Annotated in this window: 24 protein-coding genes, 1 other RNA gene and 1 pseudogene; 4 read left to right on the forward strand and 22 right to left on the reverse strand. The window is 38.0% G+C overall.

The genetic code is table 11. The features are described 5' to 3' along the window. Nucleotides 1-82: 82 nt before the first annotated feature. The 12 genes from IGJ03_RS07855 to IGJ03_RS07910 form a co-directional block, all read right to left on the reverse strand. Nucleotides 83-652 (reverse strand): TIGR01440 family protein, encoded by a 570-nt coding sequence (locus IGJ03_RS07855; protein WP_002365825.1) that lies wholly within the window; start codon nucleotides 650-652, stop codon nucleotides 83-85. Beyond that, nucleotides 649-1155 (reverse strand): ECF transporter S component, encoded by a 507-nt coding sequence (locus IGJ03_RS07860; RefSeq protein ID WP_002357086.1) that lies wholly within the window; start codon nucleotides 1153-1155, stop codon nucleotides 649-651. The genes IGJ03_RS07855 and IGJ03_RS07860 overlap by 4 nt, the downstream gene beginning before the upstream one ends. Further along, nucleotides 1139-1975 (reverse strand): bifunctional hydroxymethylpyrimidine kinase/phosphomethylpyrimidine kinase, encoded by an 837-nt coding sequence (locus tag IGJ03_RS07865; protein WP_375804615.1) that lies wholly within the window; start codon nucleotides 1973-1975, stop codon nucleotides 1139-1141. Before IGJ03_RS07865 ends, IGJ03_RS07860 begins: the two co-directional genes overlap by 17 nt. Nucleotides 1976-2128: 153 nt before the next feature. Continuing rightward, the gene (gene aspS, locus IGJ03_RS07870; protein ID WP_002360034.1) at nucleotides 2129-3898 is read right to left on the reverse strand and encodes an aspartate--tRNA ligase; all 1770 of its coding nucleotides are present in this window, start codon (nucleotides 3896-3898) and stop codon (nucleotides 2129-2131) included. Nucleotides 3899-3915: 17 nt separating this feature from the next. After that, complete coding sequence (gene hisS / locus IGJ03_RS07875) at nucleotides 3916-5217, reverse strand: histidine--tRNA ligase (protein WP_002365827.1); 1302 nt, start codon at nucleotides 5215-5217, stop codon at nucleotides 3916-3918. Then, nucleotides 5214-5435 (reverse strand): hypothetical protein, encoded by a 222-nt coding sequence (locus IGJ03_RS07880; RefSeq protein ID WP_002383130.1) that lies wholly within the window; start codon nucleotides 5433-5435, stop codon nucleotides 5214-5216. The genes hisS and IGJ03_RS07880 overlap by 4 nt, the downstream gene beginning before the upstream one ends. Nucleotides 5436-5574: 139 nt before the next feature. After that, nucleotides 5575-6021, reverse strand: a complete 447-nt coding sequence (dtd, locus tag IGJ03_RS07885; protein ID WP_002357080.1) for a D-aminoacyl-tRNA deacylase — start codon at nucleotides 6019-6021, stop codon at nucleotides 5575-5577. A 23-nt stretch (nucleotides 6022-6044) separates the two neighbouring features. Further along, nucleotides 6045-8258 (reverse strand): RelA/SpoT family protein, encoded by a 2214-nt coding sequence (locus IGJ03_RS07890; RefSeq protein ID WP_095725416.1) that lies wholly within the window; start codon nucleotides 8256-8258, stop codon nucleotides 6045-6047. Between the two features lie 214 nt (nucleotides 8259-8472). Further along, nucleotides 8473-9225, reverse strand: a complete 753-nt coding sequence (locus IGJ03_RS07895) for a 16S rRNA (uracil(1498)-N(3))-methyltransferase (RefSeq protein ID WP_002357078.1) — start codon at nucleotides 9223-9225, stop codon at nucleotides 8473-8475. A gap of 1 nt (nucleotide 9226) precedes the next feature. Continuing rightward, nucleotides 9227-10174, reverse strand: a complete 948-nt coding sequence (gene prmA, locus IGJ03_RS07900; protein ID WP_002357075.1) for a 50S ribosomal protein L11 methyltransferase — start codon at nucleotides 10172-10174, stop codon at nucleotides 9227-9229. A gap of 15 nt (nucleotides 10175-10189) precedes the next feature. Next, entirely contained in the window at nucleotides 10190-10675 is a 486-nt protein-coding gene (locus tag IGJ03_RS07905; RefSeq protein ID WP_002388170.1) for a DUF3013 family protein, read from the reverse strand. After that, a complete protein-coding gene (locus IGJ03_RS07910) occupies nucleotides 10632-11309 on the reverse strand; it encodes a DNA-3-methyladenine glycosylase (RefSeq protein ID WP_002364174.1) in 678 nt (225 codons plus the stop codon). Before IGJ03_RS07910 ends, IGJ03_RS07905 begins: the two co-directional genes overlap by 44 nt. A 128-nt stretch (nucleotides 11310-11437) precedes the next feature. Between IGJ03_RS07910 and IGJ03_RS07915 the strand changes: the two genes are divergently transcribed. The 4 genes from IGJ03_RS07915 (at nucleotide 11438) to IGJ03_RS07930 (ending at nucleotide 13973) form a co-directional block, all read left to right on the forward strand. Continuing rightward, a complete protein-coding gene (locus IGJ03_RS07915) occupies nucleotides 11438-12715 on the forward strand; it encodes a replication-associated recombination protein A (protein ID WP_010775952.1) in 1278 nt (425 codons plus the stop codon). Between the two features lie 72 nt (nucleotides 12716-12787). Next, nucleotides 12788-12981: non-coding RNA, 6S RNA (ssrS, locus tag IGJ03_RS07920), on the forward strand. Between the two features lie 7 nt (nucleotides 12982-12988). Next, a complete protein-coding gene (locus tag IGJ03_RS07925; RefSeq protein WP_002357068.1) occupies nucleotides 12989-13321 on the forward strand; it encodes a hypothetical protein in 333 nt (110 codons plus the stop codon). A 178-nt stretch (nucleotides 13322-13499) separates the two neighbouring features. After that, nucleotides 13500-13973 (forward strand): universal stress protein, encoded by a 474-nt coding sequence (locus IGJ03_RS07930; RefSeq protein ID WP_002357065.1) that lies wholly within the window; start codon nucleotides 13500-13502, stop codon nucleotides 13971-13973. Nucleotides 13974-14084: 111 nt separating this feature from the next. Here the strand turns inward: IGJ03_RS07930 and IGJ03_RS07935 are convergent, their stop codons facing one another. The 10 genes and pseudogenes from IGJ03_RS07935 to IGJ03_RS07980 form a co-directional block, all read right to left on the reverse strand. Further along, nucleotides 14085-15272: an acetate/propionate family kinase gene (locus IGJ03_RS07935; protein WP_002357064.1), complete on the reverse strand. Its 1188-nt coding sequence runs from the start codon at nucleotides 15270-15272 to the stop codon at nucleotides 14085-14087. A 24-nt stretch (nucleotides 15273-15296) separates the two neighbouring features. Further along, on the reverse strand, nucleotides 15297-16304 hold the full coding sequence (locus IGJ03_RS07940) for a class I SAM-dependent methyltransferase (protein ID WP_002357063.1): 1008 nt from the start codon (nucleotides 16302-16304) through the stop codon (nucleotides 15297-15299). Between the two features lie 128 nt (nucleotides 16305-16432). Then, a complete protein-coding gene (gene comGG, locus IGJ03_RS07945; protein ID WP_002360027.1) occupies nucleotides 16433-16786 on the reverse strand; it encodes a competence type IV pilus minor pilin ComGG in 354 nt (117 codons plus the stop codon). Beyond that, nucleotides 16786-17220: a competence type IV pilus minor pilin ComGF gene (comGF, locus tag IGJ03_RS07950; RefSeq protein ID WP_375804614.1), complete on the reverse strand. Its 435-nt coding sequence runs from the start codon at nucleotides 17218-17220 to the stop codon at nucleotides 16786-16788. The genes comGG and comGF overlap by 1 nt, the downstream gene beginning before the upstream one ends. Then, the gene (locus IGJ03_RS07955; RefSeq protein WP_289867487.1) at nucleotides 17210-17536 is read right to left on the reverse strand and encodes a type II secretion system protein; all 327 of its coding nucleotides are present in this window, start codon (nucleotides 17534-17536) and stop codon (nucleotides 17210-17212) included. The genes comGF and IGJ03_RS07955 overlap by 11 nt, the downstream gene beginning before the upstream one ends. After that, nucleotides 17502-17948: a competence type IV pilus minor pilin ComGD gene (comGD, locus tag IGJ03_RS07960; protein ID WP_002366895.1), complete on the reverse strand. Its 447-nt coding sequence runs from the start codon at nucleotides 17946-17948 to the stop codon at nucleotides 17502-17504. The genes IGJ03_RS07955 and comGD overlap by 35 nt, the downstream gene beginning before the upstream one ends. Next, the gene (gene comGC / locus IGJ03_RS07965; protein ID WP_002356991.1) at nucleotides 17945-18220 is read right to left on the reverse strand and encodes a competence type IV pilus major pilin ComGC; all 276 of its coding nucleotides are present in this window, start codon (nucleotides 18218-18220) and stop codon (nucleotides 17945-17947) included. Before comGC ends, comGD begins: the two co-directional genes overlap by 4 nt. After that, a pseudogene (comGB, locus tag IGJ03_RS07970) lies at nucleotides 18220-19266 on the reverse strand (competence type IV pilus assembly protein ComGB). Before comGB ends, comGC begins: the two are co-directional and overlap by 1 nt. Continuing rightward, nucleotides 19223-20191, reverse strand: a complete 969-nt coding sequence (gene comGA / locus IGJ03_RS07975; protein ID WP_174114176.1) for a competence type IV pilus ATPase ComGA — start codon at nucleotides 20189-20191, stop codon at nucleotides 19223-19225. Before comGA ends, comGB begins: the two are co-directional and overlap by 44 nt. Nucleotides 20192-20432: 241 nt before the next feature. Further along, nucleotides 20433-21761: an APC family permease gene (locus tag IGJ03_RS07980; protein WP_002362058.1), complete on the reverse strand. Its 1329-nt coding sequence runs from the start codon at nucleotides 21759-21761 to the stop codon at nucleotides 20433-20435. Nucleotides 21762-21863 lie beyond the last annotated feature (102 nt).

Here is a 21863-nt window from a genome sequence, read left to right on the forward strand (position 1 = left end):
TTACCGAGAGAAAAAAAGAGATTCCTATAATAATTACGGAAGATTCATCAAATGTTTATAGAAATGAAAAAAGAACGAAATCTTAACGATTTCGTTCTTGGGTTGTTTCATAATGGGCTCTTGGTCCACCAATATATTTAGGACGAGAATATAATGCTGTAACATGGGCCGCACCTAACGTTCGAATGCTCAAGCGAAGAGGAACTTGCACATGTTTTACATGCATACCGATAGATGTATCGCCAATGTCAATCCCTGCTTGAGCAACAATATGTTCAACTTCCACAGGTTCATCAAATTTTTCAAAGGCAGCCACTGAACAAGAACCGCCAGCATGTAATTGCGGTACTACCGAGACAATTTCAAAGCCTTTTTCTTCAGCCACACGACGTTCCATCGCTAAAGCACGATTAATATGTTCGCATCCCTGGACAGCCAAAGAGATGCCTTTTTTATCTAATTGTTCAATTAAGGTTGAGACAATCCATTGTCCTACTTCGGCACTGGAATTTTTACCAATGACGCCACCTACTACCTCGCTGGTGGTACAACCTAAAACAAATAGGTCCCCTTTTTGTAAATTTCCTGCTGTAATGACTTCTTCTGTAATTGTCACTAACTGTTCTTTTAACATTTTTTCATCGATAGTCATTTGTTCATCCTTCTTTCTTCTAAACGACCATTTTTTGGTAACACACGTTTTAATGTTTGACTAAGAGGCAATGCTACAATCACCCCAAATAAGGATTGAATGATATTCCCTGGTAAAGAGGCAATCCCCGCACCCACGCCGTAAAGCCAGCTAGTCGCTAAAGCATACCCGCTAATCATGAGGAGACTGGCTAAAAGTAATCCTAGCGTTTGCATCTTTTTATTTTTATTAAAGAAGTGCCCTGCTAACCAACCTTGTCCGCCATGAATCAATAACGAAAAAACGAACCATTGTGGATAGCCTGACAATAAATCAATTAAACCACCGCTTAAAGCTCCGACTGTCAAGCCACCAATCGGACCAAAAAGTAAACTAGCAATGTAAATCCCTGCATCCGCCAATGTAACAAAGCCATTTGTTGCTGGGACGGGGATAATAAAGACCATTGACACAGCCACTGTTAAAGCGGTAATTACTGCATATAGACTAATTTTTCTTGTCATTATCCGCCACACCTCCTGCTAGTAATCCTTCATGCCACACACTTCCAAAAGCTGCATTTAGCTGAACCCCAGAAACAATGGCTTCATGAACGTATGTTTTTGCTAAATCAACTGCTTCAATTAAAGGATGTCCCTTAACTAAGTTCGCACCAATTGCAGAGGCAAAAGAACAACCGGCACCATCAATAGTGTGGGCCATTACTTTTTCTTTGACCAATTGAATATGTTGTTGTCCATCATAAAAAAAGTCACGTGCTTCTTGGCCAAGCCAACGATTACCGCCTTTAATCACCACCGTTGCCGCTCCTAAAGAGTTTAACTCTTCCGCCGCTTGTTGAACTTCTTCGACGGTTGTTAATTTTCTGCCAATGAGTAATTCTGCTTCTTTTAAATTAGGCGTTATAATCGTTGCGAATGGAAAAAGTTTTTCAATCAATAACTGCATGTATCTTTTTTCATAAACTGAAGTCGTTTCTTTAAAAGCCAAGACAGGATCCAACACCACCGGCAGACCTGCGTGCTTTTTCAAAAAGGTTGCAATTTGTAGCATACTTTCTTCACTGTGAATCAAGCCAATCTTGATGCCGTCTAAACTCCCGGCAGGTATGGAAGCGAGTTGCTCTTTCACCAAAGAAGTCTCAAGGTCATGAATCTGAAAATGATTCTTGGGGGCTGTAGCAAGGCAAGTTAAAGTTGATAAGCCAAAGACTTGATGATTTTCAAACGTTTTTAAATCTGTTTGAATCCCGCCACCTGAAAAAGGATCGGAACCGCCAATTGTTAAAATTATTTTTGTCATTTGTTTCGCTCCTTTATACACTCAGTTATCATACAAAGTTTTCTAAAAAGAAAAAACAGCCAATTGGCAGATTTTTATCTCAGCCACTTTTTAAGTCTTTCGTTATCTTTTTCCTTTCCAAAAAAAGAGTGACCTCATCCGTCAATGAAGTCACTCTTTCTTTGGATTTAACACTTATTCGTCAATGGCTGTTACATCAATGTTTAATTCAAACAATTGTAATGGAGAAACTAAACTTGGTGCGTTGTTCATTGGGTCAATTGCTTTCCCGTTTTTAGGGAAGGCAATCACTTCACGAATATTTTCTTCCCCAGCCAATAGCATTGCTAAGCGGTCTAGCCCTAAAGCAATCCCTCCATGTGGCGGGAAGCCGTAATCTAATGCGTCTAGCAAGAAACCAAATTGGTCTTGTGCTTCTTCTTTTGTAAAACCTAACGTTTCAAACATTTTTTCTTGTAATTCTCGTGTATGGATCCGTAATGAGCCACCGCCTAATTCGTAGCCGTTTAAGACAACATCGTAAGCTTCCGCATACACAGAGGCTGGGTCTGTTGCTAAGCGGGCCACATCCTCTGCTTTTGGTTGTGTAAATGGATGATGAGCAGAAACATAGCGACCAGCTTCTTCATCATATTCAAACAACGGCCAATCCACAATCCACAAGAAATTGAATTTCGATTCATCAATTAAACCTAATTCTTTACCTAAACGTGTACGTACCGCCCCTAAAGCAGCGGCTACGATTTCAGGTTTATCGGCACCAAACATTAAAATATCACCGACTTCTGCATTGGTAGCAGCAATTAATTCATCACTAACTTCTGTTAAGAATTTAGCAATTGGTCCTTTTAAGCCATCTTCTTCAACTTTTAACCAAGCTAAGCCTTTTGCGCCAAATTGACTCACATACTTACCTAAGTTATCCATATCTTTACGAGAATACTTATCTGCGGCGCCTTTTGCATTCAAAGCCTTCACATGTCCGCCATTTTCCAACGCTGCTTGGAAAACTTTGAAGTCTACGTCTTTCACTACATCTGCAACATCAATTAATTCCATAGCAAAACGAGTGTCGGGTTTATCGCTACCATAGCGTGCCATCGCTTCGTCATAGCTCATTCGTGGAAACGGAACAGAAATCTCAATTCCTTTTGTCTCTTTCATCACTTCAGCCAACATATTTTCTGTATATGTTTGAATTTCTTCTGGTGTTAAAAAGGTCGTTTCGATATCGATTTGTGTAAATTCTGGCTGACGGTCGCCTCGTAAATCTTCATCACGGAAACAGCGAACGATTTGGTAATAGCGATCGAAGCCTGCTCCCATTAATAATTGTTTAAAGAGTTGTGGTGATTGTGGCAAAGCATAAAAATGACCGGCATGGACACGAGAAGGAACCAAATAATCGCGAGCGCCTTCTGGTGTTGATTTGCCTAAATAAGGAGTTTCAATGTCTAAAAAGTCATGATTATCTAAATAGTGACGGATTGTTTTCGTTACTTGGTGACGTAATTTAATGTTGTTTGTCATTGATGGACGACGTAAATCTAAATAACGATATTTCATGCGCAATTCGTCATTAACGTTATTGTCATCTTCAATGGTAAATGGCGTTGTTTTAGCAGTATTTAAAATCGTAATGTCAGTCGCCATCACTTCAAACTCGCCAGTTTTCATTTTGGGATTAATCGCTTCTTTATCACGATAAACGACTTGACCTTTAACTTCGATGACGTATTCACTACGACATTTATCAGCAATTTCCCATGCTTCTTTTGACTTTTCTGGGTTAAAGACCACTTGGACGATTCCTTCACGGTCACGTAAATCAATAAAGATAACGCCTCCTAAGTCACGACGTTTTTGAACCCATCCTTTTAATACAACTTCTTTTTCAATAAATTCGGCAGATACATTGCCGCAATAGGTTGTGCGTTTTGCCATTTCTCAATCTCTCCTTTTTATTCTTCAATCATTTTTGTCATCATTTCGTCATACACTTCATCAAATGAATCATGGATAGCACTTAACGGGAAGGCTTTTTCTTCGCGTGTTGCCATTGATTTTACGTTGACAATGCCTTCATTCAATTCATTTTCACCGATTGTTAAAACTAATTTTGCTTGTAATTTATCGGCCGTTTTAAATTGCGCTTTTGGTTTGCGATTCATATAATCACGATCAGCTGAGAAACCAAAGTTACGAATGCTTTGAACAAGTTGCAAAGCTGCGACGTTGGTTTCTGAACCAATGCCAACCACATATGCGTCTAATTCAGATAACGCTGGAATCACAACTTCTTCAGCTTCCATTGTTAACAACACTCGCTCAATGCCCATACCAAAACCAAAACCTGGTGTGTCTGGGCCGCCTAATTCTTCAACTAAACCATTGTATCGGCCCCCTGCACAAATTGTTGATTGCGCACCCATTTTAGGCGCTTCACTCATAATTTCAAAAATTGTGTGTGTGTAATAATCCAGGCCGCGAACCATATTACTATCAATTTCATAAGGAATTTCTAGTAAATCTAACATATCAGTTACTGCTTCAAAATGTGCTTTAGATGGTTCATTTAAATACTCTAAAATGGAGGGCGCTTCTGCGACAATTACCTTGTCTTTTTTATCTTTGCTGTCTAACACCCGCAATGGATTTTCATGTAAGCGACGCTGTGAATCCTCGCTTAATTCTGCCATATGGGGCTCTAAATAATCGATTAATGCTTGACGGTACGTAGCACGTGTTTCTTTATCCCCCAAGGAATTAATAACTAATTTGATTTGTTGGATGCCTAATTGTTTGAAGAAGTCCAAAGCCATAGCCATGATTTCAACATCCAATGCTGGGTTTTCACTACCAAATGCTTCCACACCAATTTGATGGAATTGACGCAAACGACCAGCTTGTGGGCGTTCATAGCGGAACATCGGCCCCATGTAATAGGTTTTATATGGTTTCGTATATTCCGGACCATATAATTTATTTTCAACGAAGGCCCGAACAATTGGCGCTGTCCCCTCAGGACGTAGCGTCACGTGACGATCTCCTTTATCATAAAAATCATACATTTCTTTTGAAACAATATCTGTAGTATCGCCAACACTGCGAGATATTACTTCATAATGTTCAAAAATCGGGGTTCTGATTTCTTGGTATTGATAATCTTTAAAAATCAAACGAGCTGTTTCTTCCACAAATTGCCATTTTTCAGAAGTTCCTGGCAAAATATCGTTTGTTCCTTTTGGTTTTTGATAACTCATTGTCTTTCTCTCCTTCTATCATTCCACAAAAATGTGTGCGCCATTTTCTTTTTTCTAAAAATGAAAAAAGCCCTTGTATGTTGAACATACAAGGGCGTAAAAGTCTCTTTTACACGGTACCACCTAGTTTTGAAAGATTTTACTCTTTCCTCAACGATTAACGCTCGTAACGGGACGGCTTTTCTTCCGTCCATCTCCAGAATGTCTTTCACTTTCACTGTTGAAGTTGCTCTCAGCCACGGCAACTCTCTCTTCGCAGACAGATGAAACTTACTCGTTCCTTCGTAGATTTTTAATATTATCTATAAACTACTAAAGTTCTCTTAGAAAGTCAAGGGGTTCCGACAGGAAAATCAATTATTTTTCTCGTGTATCAATCACAATGGTCACTGGACCATCATTGGTCAACGACACTTGCATATCCGCGCCAAATTCTCCTGTGGCTACCGCTATTCCTTCTGCTTCTAATTGTTGATTAAATAATTCATACAAAGGAATCGCCACATCTGGACGAGCCGCTTCAATAAAACTGGGACGATTGCCTTTTTTAGTTTTTGCATAGAGGGTAAATTGAGAGATACTCAAAATTGATCCTTCAATCTCTTGAATACTGCGATTCATTTTTCCTTCGTCATCTTCAAAAACACGTAATTTACTGATTTTGCCAACAACATAAGCCACATCTTCTGGCGTGTCTTCTTGATGGATGCCCACCAGCACCATGAAGCCTTGTTTGATTTGTCCCACTATCTGCTCTTCTATCGCAACTTGTGCTTGACTGACTCTTTGAATAACTACTTTCATCTTTTTTGCCTCACTTTTAACACTTACCCATTGGTTCGACGAACACTATAAACATCTGGTACACTTTTAATTTTGTCAACGATGGTTTTTAAATGAGAAAGGTTTTGAATTTTCACAGTGACATGAATCTGGGCCATCTTATCTTTGGATGGACGAGCTTCAACGCCAACTAAATTTTTTGTCATCGAACTAATGACTTGTAAAACATCACTTAGTAAGCCACTACGATCATAGCCGTAAATCTCCAAATCGGCAGCGTATTCTTTGCGACTGTGCTCGGTATCTTCCCATTCAACTTCAATTAGACGTTGTGCTAATTCTTCTTGATGTTGTACGTTAGGACAGTCCGCACGATGAATTGAAACGCCCCGTCCTTTGGTAATGTAACCAACGATTTCATCACCAGGCACTGGATTACAACAGCGGCTTAAACGAATCAATAGGTTGTCCACCCCTTGAATCACGATGCCACCTTCATGACGAACTTTCATTTTTTCTGATTCTTTTTTAGCTGGCTGATTTAGCAACTCTTCCGCTTCTTGACGTTGGCGTTCCAACTCTTGTTCGCGGCGTTCTTTTTCTGTTAAACGATTGCACACTACTTGCGCACTTACTTCGCCATAACCTACTGCCGCAAATAAATCATCTTCCGATTGAAATTTAAATTTATCTAAAACTTCCGCCATTTTATTCTTCGTTAAAAATTCTTTTGGTGTAAAGCCGATTTCTGTCATGTATTTAATGACAGCATCATGCCCTTTAATAATATTATCTTCACGGTCTTGTTCTTTAAAGAAACGTTTGATTTTATTTTTAGCTTTACTTGTTTTAACCATTTTCAGCCAGTCGCGACTAGGTCCGAAAGAATTCGGTGATGTTAGGACTTCAATAATATCCCCATTTTTTAGGACATAGTCTAACTGTACCATTTTGCCGTTGACCTTCGCACCGGTTGTTTTATTCCCAATTTCAGTATGAATGCTGTAGGCAAAATCTAGTGGTCCGGAGCCTTTTGGCAGTTCGGTTACATCTCCACTTGGCGTAAAGACATAGACTTTGTCGCTAAAAATGTCTTCTTTCACACCTTGCATAAATTCAGAAGCATCATAGCTTTCATCTTGTAATTCAATAATTTCATGGAACCAATCGACTTGCTTCGTCAGTTCATCTGTTTCAATTTTTTCCGCTTTGCCTTCTTTATAGGCCCAGTGAGCCGCCACCCCAAATTCGGCGATTTGGTGCATCTCATGGGTTCGAATTTGGACCTCTACTGGATTCCCTTTTGGCCCAATAACTGTCGTATGGATAGATTGATACATATTCGCTTTTGGCATAGCAATATAATCTTTAAAGCGACCCGGCATTGGTGTCCAACGTGTATGAATCGCCCCTAACACGGCATAGCAATCTTTAATGGAATCGACAATAACACGAATGGCTAATAAGTCATAGATTTCATTAAATTGTTTCTTTTGGTCCTTCATTTTACGATAAATTGAATAAATATGTTTTGGTCGACCATATATTTCTGCGTAAATTTCTAAATCTTCCGTAGCTAAACGAATATCTTCGACTGCTTCTGCCACATAAGCTTCACGTTCATCGCGTTTGCTTTGCATCAAATTAACAATTCGATAGTATTGGTTGGGGTTAATATAACGTAAGGCCGTATCTTCTAATTCCCATTTAATTCGACTAATCCCTAAGCGATGTGCTAAAGGCGCATAAATTTCTAAAGTTTCTTGTGCAATCCGTCGTTGCTTATCTTCACGTAAATGTTTTAATGTGCGCATATTGTGCAAACGATCGGCTAGTTTCACCATAATGACCCGTAAATCTTGCGCCATTGCCAATAACATTTTCCGATGGTTTTCGGCTAATTGTTCTTCATGAGATTTATATTTAATTTTTCCTAGTTTCGTCACGCCATCGACTAACATCGCGATGTCTTCGCCAAATTCTTCTTTTAAATCGTCCAGTGTTACGTCCGTATCTTCGACAACATCATGTAAAAATCCTGTTGCTACAGTATGGGGATCCATATGTAATTCAGCCAGAATGCCTGCCACTTGAATCGGATGGATGATGTAAGGTTCACCTGATTGTCGGACTTGACCTTCGTGTGCTTTTTCAGCATAAGTTAATGCTTTTTGAACCAACTCAACATGTTCTGGTCCCATATAGGTACTTACAATTTTGATGACCGCTGGGCCTGTCAGTATTTCTTCTTTTGGCATGGTATTCACTCCTCTATGAAGGTGACCTTTGGATAAAGAACACTTCGTTCACTTTTTATCTATTTTAATAAAAAAGAAAAGTACCACTTGAAACAGTAGCACTTTCAACAACTCTATTATACTAAATTTCCCTTAAATTTCAATCACTGTCGCTTTTTTACTCTCTGTTTATTCAAAGAGAATGCCTACAAGAATTTTACAGGCGGGCTTTCGTTTAATTTAAAAGTTCCATTTGGTAGCTAACTGCACTTAAAAGATACAACGGTGCTGTTTCTGCTCGTAAAATTCTCGGACCCAACCCACAAAGTTTCGCCCCAGCCTGCAGAAATTGTTCAATTTCTTGCGGTGCAAAGCCACCTTCAGGTCCAAAGAGCACACACAAACGTGCGCCTGGCTGGCAAGTGGATAATACTTGTGCTAATTGACTTTTTTCTCCTTGTTTTGCTGATTCTTCATACGCAACCAAGACTGTGTCATATGAGTCAAATTGCGCAATGATTTCTTGTGTTTTTTCCACCAAAGAAACACTTGGTGTCTGCTGCCGATGCGATTGCTCCGCCGCTTCTGTGGCAATTTTTTGTAATCTTTTTTCTTTGGCTGCTCTTTTTTTGTGGTCCCATTTGACAACGGAAGTTTTCGCAGGAAAGCCGATAAACTGATTGCCACCTAGCTCCGTGCCTTTTTGAACAATCCATTCTAACTTGTCCCCTTTTGGTAACCCACACGCAATCGTCACTTCAATTGGCAATTCTTTGTCCATTTCTTCTTTACTAATTTCTTTAAAGTAAACAGATGTTGAATCAATTTCCACAATCTCAGCTAAAATGGCAGTTTTATTTTGAAATACTAAATAACAACGATCATTCGGCGTCATTCGCATAACTCGCACAATATGATGATAGTTTTCATCTGCGACTTTATACAAATCTTTTTCTTGATAATCTTCTTTCATGAAATACCGTTGCATTTTACTCTTCCTCTGGTTTCTTCAAGATAATCGCATACCAATCGCCTTGATTAAAGAGTTGGTCCACCACAAAACCGACTTTCGTTAGTGCTTCTAAAACCATTGCTTTTTTATCTTCAATAATTCCAGAAATAATGAAGGTACCGTCTTGTTTTAGCAAACGCCAAGCATCTTCAATCATTAACACAATAATATCTGCCAAAATATTTGCGACGATTACATCAGCAGAATGGTCAATCCCTTTTAGTAAATCATTGGCTGACACATGAACATCGGCCGCAATGGGATTTAAATCCATATTTTCTTTTGCCGCTGCAACTGCTACTTCATCTAAATCATATGCGTAGACGTCTTTAGCCCCTAAATAGCGACTTGCAATACTCAAAACACCAGAACCCGTTCCTACATCTAGAACTGTTTCGCCACCACGTAAAACAGTTTCTAAAGCTTGCAAGGTTAAACGAGTCGTTGGATGCGTGCCTGTACCGAACGCCATCCCCGGATCCAATGTGATAATTTTTTCTGCTTCATCTTGTGCGTGATAGGCTTCCCAACTTGGCACAATCGTTAAGAATCGTGTGACACGGACAGGATGATAATATTTTTTCCAAGCAGTTGCCCAGTCGCTTTCTGCTACTTCACTAATTGTCATTTCGTTTTTACCAATGGATAAGCCGTACTCTGGCAAGCGCAAAATATTTTCTTTCATAAATGGTAAAATTTCTGGTAAGAAGGTTGTTTCAGGAAAATAAGCCATCACAATCGCCCCTTCTTTAATGTGGGTGAATTGCTCTTTATCTAAAATTTCCCCATACAGATCACTTTCAAAATTTTCAATGTCCAACGCATCTTCAATGGCCACACCACTTGCGCCAGCTTCCATCATAATGTTTGAAATTGCTTCAACTGCTTCGCTAGCCGTTTCTACTTTTACTTCTGTCCACTTCATGTTCTCACCTCTAAATTAATAACTTGGATACGCAATCCATTGTTCTTTTTCTGTTTCTGCCACTTTTTTAATCATCGCTTCAAAATCTGCTGGCTCCCAATGCAATTCAAAAACTTCCGCTGTTTCATCTGATAAAAAGTCTAACAAATCACTTTGCCCTTCATCTAAAACCACTTTTAAATAGTGAATGAATCCGTCTAAAACTGCTTTACGTAGCCCTTTTTTTCCTTCATAAGGAATTGTGACTAAATACTCTTCGTCATCAACGACTGACTTTTGCGGATTGTAAAATAACAAGCCATCTTCAAATTCAATAAATTCTTCTTCTGAAAGCGTACCATCAACATCATCAATCGCCACTTGCTCATTGTTTTCTGCATATAAACGAACAATGACTTCGATGGTATGGTTTTTGCGATCCCAATCAAGGCCTACTTCGTAATCTCCTAAGTGTTTTTCAAGTTGTTCCTCTAAGTATGTGAGCATTGTTGCTTTTTTCATTTTCTTCATCCTTCCAGCCAAAATCTATTTGGTCTACTGCTGTTCTTTTTTGTTTAGAAATATATGGATTGCCAGCCACGACGTATCTTAAAGGCAACTCTGTCCAACGACCTTTATTGGGAATCCCAATTCGTGGTAGTGCCTCAATTTTTTTCGGAAATTTTCGTTTTTCTGGCACGAGCCGTAACGAACTAGAAAAAATCGACTGCCCATATAATTGCTTATCAATTCCTAAGGCTGCAACTAATTTACCTGGTCCATTGGTCAATTCCACGCCTTGACGTCCTTGGCGATTTTCAATCATTTTATCGACACCTTCAACAGGTTCAATCGCGCGGATCATCACCCCTTGTGGTTTGCCTTGTTCTTGTGTCACCATATTTAAAATTAAATGCGTGTGCATAGTATATAAATAAATCGTGCCTGGTTTGTCATACATGGCTTGTAAGCGTGGCGTTTTTCTCAAGCCAAAGCTATGGGCCGCTTCATCATCAGGACCTAAATAAGCTTCTGCATCCACAATGTACCCACCTAAAACGCCTGTTGCTGTTTCGTGCTCTAAATACATCCCTAACAAGTATTGTGCCACTTCTTCAGTTGTTTTTGTGTTAAAGATATTTATCGTTTCTTTCATTTCTTTCACCACTCCCTATCATACACGAAACCTTCCGCTATATCCATCTAAAACCCAAAAAACCACCAAAAAGCGAATGTACGTTCTTTATGTTATAATAAGATGATTATGAAAAAGGAGGTCCTTTTATGCAACAACCTTTAGCCTATCGAATGCGACCTCGTCACTTAGACGAAGTAGTTGGTCAACAACATTTAGTCGGCCCTGGTAAAATTATTCGTCGGATGGTCGAAGCCAAAATGCTTTCATCGATGATTCTTTATGGGCCGCCTGGCACTGGAAAAACCAGTATTGCCAGCGCAATCGCTGGTTCAACAAATTATGCCTTTCGCATGTTGAACGCGGCCACAGACACCAAAAAAGATTTACAAATCGTTGCTGAAGAAGCCAAAATGAGTGGCACAGTGATTTTACTGCTTGATGAAATTCACCGATTAGATAAAACAAAACAAGATTTTTTGCTCCCTCATTTAGAAAACGGACGAATTATTATGATTGGAGCCACTACCGAAAATCCATATATTACAATTAACCCTGCGATTCGTAGTCGCACGCAAATTTTTGAAGTAAAGCCCTTAACAGAAACAGACATTCAGCAAGCGATTCAAGAAGCCTTAACCGATAGCACACGTGGCTTAGGCGATTATCCCGTCCACTTAGAAGAAAAAGCATTACAACATTTGACACGCGCAACGAACGGTGACTTACGTAGTGCGCTAAATGGACTAGAATTAGCTGTTAAATCAACACCCAAAAATGAACAAGGCGAAATTAAGATCACCTTACCGATTATTGAAGAGTGCGTGCAACGAAAAGCCTTAACCCATGATAAAGATGGCGATGCCCATTATGACGTGATTTCCGCTTTCCAAAAGTCGATCCGAGGAAGCGATGTAGATGCTGCACTTCATTATTTGAGTCGCTTAGTTGAAGCAGGTGATTTACCGATTATTTGTCGTCGTTTAATGGTCATTGCTTACGAGGATATCGGTCTTGGGAATCCTGCGGCCGCCGCTCGGACAGTCACCGCTGTTCAAGCCGCCGAAAAGCTAGGGTTTCCAGAAGCTAGGATTCCTCTAGCTAGTGTCGTCATTGATTTATGTTTATCGCCAAAATCAAATTCTGCAGTCACAGCGATTGATGCTGCTTTGGCAGATATTCGACAAGGCTCTGTGGGAGATGTTCCTGATCATTTACGTGATGCCCACTATGCTGGAGCCAAAGAATTAAACCGTGGCATTGGTTATCAATACCCACATAATTTTGAAAACGGTTGGGTCAATCAGCAATACTTACCTGACAAATTAAAAGAGGCACGTTATTACGAACCGATTGATATTGGTAAATATGAACAAGCCTTACATCAGCAACTCAAGCGTATCCAAGAATGGAAACAGAAAAAATAACAAAATAATACGCTTTCAAAAAAAGAAACAATCTCGTTGCCGATTTTGAGAGAGTATGCTATTATAAAGATGGTAAATCTGTGATGTACGCGTTGTCCTTTCACTGTGTTGACCGAACATTTTTATTGATATCTAGGGATCCTGCTTGTATCAAAGTTGGTAACATGCCTTTTCTTTTGGTAGTTCAATACTGCGATCGAGGAACCCACCTGCTTATCTTGCGGGTTCAATACTCTAGGACGATTACCGGCATCGACGGATTTTACCATTTTTATGAAGATCTCTAAACAATTTGCTCTGGCAAGTTGTTTTTTTTTGGAGGACAAGATGATTCGTATACTCGTACTATTACTCGCCGTTGTCACAGGCGTAGCCAGTTATTATTTGATGAAGAAAAGTGCAGCTTTTTTACCACTCTTAAAAAAAGAAACTGCAACAGAAAGTCAACAGTTTATCGAACGTTTTGGGCGTTATTACTTGATTATCGCCATTCTAGGTGTTCTAGCGGCTATTTTTAATCGCCCGTTATTGTCAATTGGTTTTATCTTTTTTGTTTTATTACTTTCAACGTTGTTTAGTTTAACTTTTGCAAAAAAAATGTCATAAAAGACGATGAATTTAAAACTTCGTTCAAAAAGATTTTTTTGAACGAAGTTTTTTTTACAAAAAAATGCCAATATTCAGAAAAAAAAGAAGCGGTTTCAGTTTCTTTTTTTCTTTGTTTGTTTTACAATTATTATAGAAACAATTAATGATTTTTTTTACGCTGAAAGGAGCGGTTATTATGTTACAACAATATCAAAAAATTATGATAGCAATCGATGGTTCTGACGAAGCAGACTTAGCCTTTAAAAAAGCGGTCAACGTCGCTAAACGAAACGATGCTGAATTACTATTAGCACATGTTGTTGATACGCGCTCTTTCCAATCAGTGTCCTCTTTTGATGGTGCGCTAGCAGAAGAAGCAATGTCAATGGCAAAAGAAACCTTAGACACCTACCAACAACAAGCGGTGGATATGGGACAAACAAAAGTCTCTAGCGTTCTAGCCTATGGTTCTCCTAAGAACATTATTGCCAAAGAATTACCAAAAGAATACAACATTGATTTAATTATGTTAGGAGCAACTGGATTAAATGCCGTTGAGCGTTTATTTATTGGCTCTGTCTCTGAATCAGTTATCCGTAACGCTAGCTGCGATGTTCTCGTTGTACGGACGGATTTAGACAACAAATTACCAAAAAATGAAGAAAAATAAAGAATAAAAAGAAACTGAGCCAACTATCACTTTTGATAGTTGGCTCAGTTTCTCTTTATTGACCTATTAAGCACACCTTGTGAGAGCGTCTCACAAGGTGTGTTCGTTTAATTATTTTAGACGTTCTACGTCACGGGCAATCATTAACTCTTCGTCAGTTGGTACTAATAGAAGCTTGATTTTTGAATCATCAGTTGAGATAACTGCTTCTTCACCGTGTACATTATTTTTGTCATCATCGATTTCACAACCAAACCAAGTCATACCATCAATAATATCTTTACGAACACCAACAGCATTTTCACCGATTCCAGCAGTAAAGACAATCGCATCAACGCCATTCATAACAGTGACATAGCTACCAATGTATTTACGAATACGATCGATAAAAATGTTGTATGCTGTTTGAACTTCAGGTTTATCTAGATTTGATTGAATATCGCGCATGTCGCTTGATAAACCATTTGTTAAACCTAATAAACCAGATTTTTTGTTTAAAATATCAACCATGTCTTGTACATCAGTCAAGCCAAGTTTTGTCATTAAATAAGGCAATAGTGACGCATCAACATCCCCTGAACGAGTCCCCATTGTAACGCCAGCAAGAGGAGTGAAGCCCATTGATGTATCGACTGATTTACCACCATCAACTGCAGTGATTGAAGCACCATTTCCTAAGTGACAAGTGATAATTTTCAAGTCTTCAATTGGACGACCTAGCATTTCTGCAGCACGTTGAGAGACATAACGATGACTTGTTCCATGTGCCCCATATTTACGAGCAGCAAATTTTTCATAGTATTCACGCGGTACACTATATAAATAGTTGTGTTCTGGCATTGTTGTGTGGAACGACGTATCAAAGACTGCCACGCTAATGATTTCTGGTAAGATATGTTTAAATGCTTTAATCCCCATTGCATTCGCTGGATTGTGTAAAGGTGCTAATTCAGATAAAGCTTCAATTTTTTCTAATACTTCGTCTGTAATAACAACAGAATCTTTAAATTCTTCTCCACCAGCAACTACACGGTGACCAACACCAGTAATTTCATCATAAGAACCTAAAATGTTTAAGTCGATTAATTGGTCTAGTAACATTTTTACTGCCACTTCATGGTTATCAATATCAACAATTACTTCATATTTTTGTCCTTCACCATATTTAATTGTGAAGATAGAATCTTTTAAGCCAATACGTTCAACGATTCCTTTAGCGATCACTTCTTCATTTGGCATTTGGTATAATTGCCATTTTAAACTTGAACTACCTGCATTAATTGCAATTGTTTTAGACATAATTTTCTCCTCTTCGTTACTATTTTATTTTAAATTTGAAGCTTTCCAAGCTTCAAATTGTTTAAAGAACTCCGTTACTTTATTGATATCTTTCAAAGAGGCAAGTTTTGCTAACAAAACTTCCTTCACTTGCTCAGCATCTGCACCCTTGTTTTGAACAAGCAAGATACTTTTACGTGATTGTTCTGACTTAAACAATTCATCAGGTAACTGTATCATTCCTTGTAAATAGACATTTTTTGTCAACCAATTTTTAAAGAATTCACTTTGCTCAGTCTCTAAAATATTGGTCGGGATTAAGAATAAGCCAAACCCTGCTGGCTTCACGTATTTCATGGCTTGTTCCATTAATAAATGATGCGCATAACTATGGCCTTCCTCCGCAGCAGCAGCAAATCCCTTTGCTCGCTCATCATTTGGATAATAGCCAATCGGCAAGTCACTTAATGCTAAATCAACTGGATCCAATAACAAATCTTGCAATCCGTCTTGATGGAACAACTGAATATTGGCTTGTGACCAAGCATTGTTCACAGAAGATACTGCCAAAAGTGTTTCATCGATATCCACACCATAACCAGAAACTTTGTAACCAGCTGTTTCAAGGTTCAGCAGAACCGTTAACAGTAAATTTCCCATTCCTGAAGCAGGATCTAAAATTTTTAATGGCTCTGATTTATTTGTTAATTGTTCTACTAAATAAACAAACAAAAAGCCAATACCGTCTGGCGTCAATTGATGATTTGCTTGAAGCTGCTCTTTTCTCGTTCCTTTTAACAAAAGTAATTGGGACAAGCGTCGCACATCTTCAGGAGCTAAATCAATTTTTTTAATCGTATGATACAGCGTTTCTAATTGTTTCACTGTCTCTGGATTAGGTACTCCGTCAAGTACTCGTACTTGAAAATCATCTAAAATATTTTCACCATTTTCAATATACGCATCTAAAAAAGAAGTATCCAATGACTGTTGCAATAACTGGATTGCTTGTTCCATTGGCTCGAAAGCCTCTTCAATTTTTTCTGGGAACAAATTAGCACCTCTATTCTATTCAAAATGTAACAACTTCCATACCTGTTTTATTTTAACGAAAAAAGAAAGAATAATCAATGCCTTTACTGTCTTTCTTCTAAAATCTAATAATTTGTAGAAAAACAACGCTATTCCAGTATTGTTTCCGCTTTTTTTTGATGAGAAACTCTCTCTTGATATTGGTATTTTCGACCAGATTTGTTTAATAAAACAGTTATTCTTAATTGTTCATTTTTGTATGTATAATCGAGGGTTACTTGCGCGTATACGAGCCTTTCTTCTGTTTTTAACTTTCGTCTATTTTGTTTAACATCTGCAAGAAATAAATGAAGGATACTTTTCCCTGCATAGTATTCCTGGGTAGCTTGCGTAAATTTTTGTGTTAACTGACGTTCTTCTAGTAACTGAAGGGCGAGAAAACTCATCAAATAAACAAATGCCATGGCCGTGAACAATAAGTTTCCTGAATATTTTTGCCTCATTAAAATTCTCCCTTTATCGGAAAAAAACTATCAAATGTTTTTCCAGAAGTAAAAGTAACTTCCAAAGTAAACGATTGTCCTTCATTTTTAAACTGTCCATTTTTGATACCAATTAACAGCGGTTGATAGCCTTTACCATTGACTCGCTTAATAATTTTATCTTCTTTGATTTGAATTGAAATAGTCTTGTTTGTTTCTGAGTCGAGGAAAGAAATCTCTTGAGCAGAGCCTGTTTGGAAAACGAGCTTTTGACATTCTTTTTCTAATTGAATTAAAAAAATATGCCAGGATTTCGAATCATTGTTTTTCAAATATTGATTTCCGATAAAACTTTGTTGAATCATCAACTGAAACAATTGACACATACAACTTAAAACGACTAGTGCCACTAAACACTCTAACATTGTAAAACCCGTATATTTTTTATTGACCAATCAAAATCGCTCCTCTTGAATCTGTGACTTTTAGTATCCTTCTTCCCTCGTTCTCCATCAAAGAAAATCGGTAAGTTTCTCCTTGATATATCCGCTCTTTGAAACGTAAATCACCCGTCTGCTCTAAAAATAAAATTGCTTCGTATCCTAGACGAGTGCGCGTTAATTCTTGCTCCCGTTGATAATTTTGCTGAATTAATTGTGTAATAGTCAGGGAGAATATCCCTGCTATCATACATACAATACTAAAACTAACGAGACTCTCTAATAAAATAAAACCGCTATAAATAGTTAATTTTCTTCGTATATTTGCCACTCCCCATCTGAAATTGTAAAATAAGTTGCTGTTTCTTTTCAGTCCAAGTAAAAATATATTTCACTAAACGGCCATTGTTCCCTGACGAATGAAGAAAACTGAGTTTGCTTGGGCCACTCACTGTCATTTTTTCAGGTACAGCTAGCGAAGTCCTTCGAGCTGATTGGTTCAATTTATCAGGAAATGAAAAGCTTTGTTGTTCTTCAAAAAACCAAACTTCTTGTGTTTCCTCTAAAACAATTGCTTGCTGTTGCGCAAAACGAAGTTGTTTTTCTACCGTAGCAAGAAACTGTTCAATTTTTAATGTTTCTTGCCAGCGGTGAATAGCGAGTGTTGGGAGCATAGTCATAAAGCAAACAATCGTCAAACTAGCAAGTGTTTCCATTAATGTGAATCCTGCTGACTTGTTCATTGCTTTTCTGCTGTATATTTATCTAACTGCTCTTTAGTAATGTAGCCTTCGTTGACTAATTCATTTAAGGAAGGCGTCTTATTTTTTTCTAGTGTGTAGAGCTCGATTTGTGATTCTACAATTTTTACGATTGCTTCATTGCCTTTTTTATCAACTGTTTCTTTATGTTTCGCTAAGTTAGGAACAAAAAGTAAAATCAATACGGAAATAATCAATAAGACAATCAACATTTCTAATAATGTAAACCCTGCGTATTTTTGTTTCTTTTTCATTATAAAACTCCTTCCATATTGCCATAAATAGGCAACAACATTGCCCCATAAACACCGATAATTAAACAAGCAATTATGATAAAAATAAGTGGTTGAACGAGAGTAATGACTCGTTCAATTTTTTTGAAAAAACCTTGGAAACAGACATTACTATAAACCATCAACTCCTTGCCTAATTTTCCTTTTACTTCTCCTTGTTGAATCATTAAACCCAATGCTTTTGTAAAAAAAGGATAAGCAGCTAATTGTCTATGTAAGGTTTCACCAACTAGCAGTCCTTCACTAATTGCTCCAGCTAATTCTTACATTAAGGGGTAATTGGTTGTATGGCGCATCAAATCGATGACCTCTTTCATTTCTAATCCTTGCGCAAGCAACTTCCCCCATTCTAGTGCAAAAAAAGCACTGACGTATTCCCGATAAAGGCCACGGATAATTGGCAGTTTCAGATATACGAAGGCCCGCTGAATAGCAGACTGATGCTTCAAATAACGGTTTAAAATGAAGAAACTAAATGAGAGGACAAAAACTAAGGTAACCAGAATGTATGGACTGTAAACAATCAGAAGAATCCCAATATTTTTAGAATAACTATTGGCATCATTTTCCATTAATTGGGGCAATAAAAATTGCCGGATACCAACAATGACGAGAATCAAAAAAACAATCAGGAGCAGCGGGTAACTAATTATTTTATAGAACTGTTGCCGATATTTTTCCGTTTGAAAAAAATGTTCGGAAATCGCTTGTAGTGTCCCTACCAAATCCCCGTGTGCAGTAGCAAACGACAATTGTGCCGAGACCATTGTTGAAAACCCTAATTCTTCGACTAAAGCTTGTAAGGCAATGCCTGAGGAAAAGCCTTCAACTAAAAAAGTTATACTGTGCTGAGGTAAGGCGTTTGATTTTTTCATGAAGGAAAAACTTTCTTGTATATTAAAACCATTTGCAAGCAAATCCGCTAATAGTTTCAGAAAAAGCTGCTGTTGTTTTTTCGTTAATTTATTCGATGGCTTGAAAATACGTTTTTTCTGTAATAAACCCATACGCCCACGCCTTTCTTAGATTCTTTTGCCAACTACTCTTTATAACAGCTTCCTTAAAGAAGAAATAATCATAAAGAATTCCCGCTACTTGTTCCTTATTAATCGTGGTTGTCAAAATCTGTTGATAAATGATACCTTGCAAGCATTCAGCCAATTCATGCTCTGGGCCACCTAATTCTATCAAACGCCGTTGCACCCCCAATAAGTTACGGGCGTGAATTGTCGCAAAAATAGTATGACCCGTTAAGGCGGCTCGAATAACTGCTTGAGCCGTCTCGCCATCACGAATTTCACCAATAATCAAAATATCAGGATGATGGCGTAAGCAAACTTTTATCAAGGCTTCGTACGTTAACTGAATTTTTTCATTTGTTTGCAACTGTAAAAACTGCTTTTCCTCAATTTCAACAGGATCCTCAATCGCTATCACTTGTTGTTCGCCACTTCTTTGTTTAGCCACACGATACATGGTTGTTGTTTTCCCAGAACCAACTGGCCCACTGAATAAATAAAGTCCTCGTTTCTGACAAGATGCTTCAATTTCATTCAGCTGGTGGGGAAAGAAAAAATGTTCAGCTTGTTCACCAAATCGGTGCAAAAAACGAATTACCAAGCTCTCTCGATTCTGAAAATCTCCCACAGATGATAAACGCAAGCGTTGCTTCGCCTCGCCAATTAGATAAGTTGTCGCACCTAATTGTGCTTTTCGTCTTTCTCCGACATCCATGCCGCCTATAAATTTAAAGTGGAAAATTAACTTTTCGCCTATTTCTGCGGAAACTTGTGTGTAAAGTGTCCGTTGCATCCCTGTCCGAAAAGAGATAGCTATTTCGGTATCATTGGGTAAAAAATAAACGTCTTGCGCCCCATGAAGGACGCCCCATTCAATTAATTGATGAGCCAATTTTTTTACATTTTCAGTCATTCATTTCCTCCTCTCACTAATAAACTACGCATTTATTTTATGATTTCAGCAAAAAAAAAGAACCTTCACCAATAAGATGAAGGTTCTTTTTTTGAAGTTTGCGCTGTCCATCTATCTTCCCCAAAATAGTGGAACTCCTAGACACTTAATATTATACTAAAAAAATCTTGCGTTTCGTTTTCAAAAATTTCTCTGAATCACAAAATTTTTGAGAAAAACTATGATAATCCGATTGGATCGTTTACGTTTTTGGCTTCGTTTTTTGTTTATTAACTAAATAAACTGGAATTCCTAAAAGCGTAATCCCTATACCAATCAATGCTAGAATAGGCTGTGTAATACTCGTTGTAACCAAGATAAAGATACCACCTAGACTTGCGATAATTGGAATAATTGGATAGCCAGGAACTTTATACGGTCGTTTTAATTCAGGTTCTCGTTTTCTTAAAATAAAAACAGCTAAGAAAATTAATAGATTAAACAGCCACATAACAAAAACTAACATATCCGTCAATAAATCGAAGGTTCCGAAAAACATCATGATAATGGCTACTGCTAACTGGAAAATTCCAGCAACGTAAGGAACAACAAAGCGTTTAGACAACTTTTGAAACTGACGACTAAAAGGCATCAGATTATCTAAGGCTAAGGCATAAGGAATCCGAATCCCTGTCATTGTGTAGCCGTTTAACGCACCATATACAGAGATTAAAATCCCAATAGTTACGATTTTGCCGCCAATTGGTCCAAAAATAGCCACAGAAGCATCCGAAGCTGCATTCAAATTCCCAGCGATTTGCTCAATTGGTAATGTTTTTAGAAATACAAAATTAATTAAAGCATAAATTAAAGTAATCAATAACAAACCAAAAATAATGGCTTTAGGCAAGTCTCTTTCTGGTCGCTTCATTTCACCAGCCACGTTACCCACACCTAGCCAGCCATCATAAGCAAACATGGTGGCGACTAAGGCGCCACTAAAAGCAACTAAAAAGCCAGTATTCGCTGTTGTTTCAACAGGAAAAAGTGAAACAGCTACCTGTCCTGGAGTAAATAATCCTACTAAAGAAATCAAGGCAATTGGAATCAGTTTTACCACCAATGTCGTTGATTGGACCAAAGAAGCAATTTTTGTTCCTAATAAATTAATTATCGTGATACTGGTTCCCGCAAGAATGGCAATTGGAATCAATAAATTTGCCGATAGATGAAACAAATTGATTAGTTGTGTACTAAAAATAATGGATAACGCCGAAATGTTGGCAGGATAATAAATGATACTTTGTGCCCACCCTAAAAGAAAACCAGCTAATTTACCATATGTATATTCAATATACTTCACTGCGCCACCTGTTTCAGGGATTGCTGTAGCAAGTTCGGCGCTGGTTAATCCTGCACAAATGGTTAAGGCACCACCTAACACCCAAGCAAAAATAGCTAAACTAGCTGACTGTGCGTGTCCAACGACACTCGCAGCTTTAAAGAAAACACCAGCGCCAATCACCGTACCCATTACCGTGGATAACGCACCAAACGTTGTGATCTCTCTTTTTAATTGCTTTTTCTCCATAGACTCCCTCATTTCATTTAAACTAAACAAGCGTAACAAAATTTCCACTTTTTTGAAAAGATAACGAAAATAATAGCTGTTTTCATGAAAAATTCTGTAACG

Origin of the sequence: Enterococcus sp. DIV1315a (assembly GCF_051712325.1) — a bacterium.
Classification (GTDB): domain Bacteria; phylum Bacillota; class Bacilli; order Lactobacillales; family Enterococcaceae; genus Enterococcus; species Enterococcus faecalis.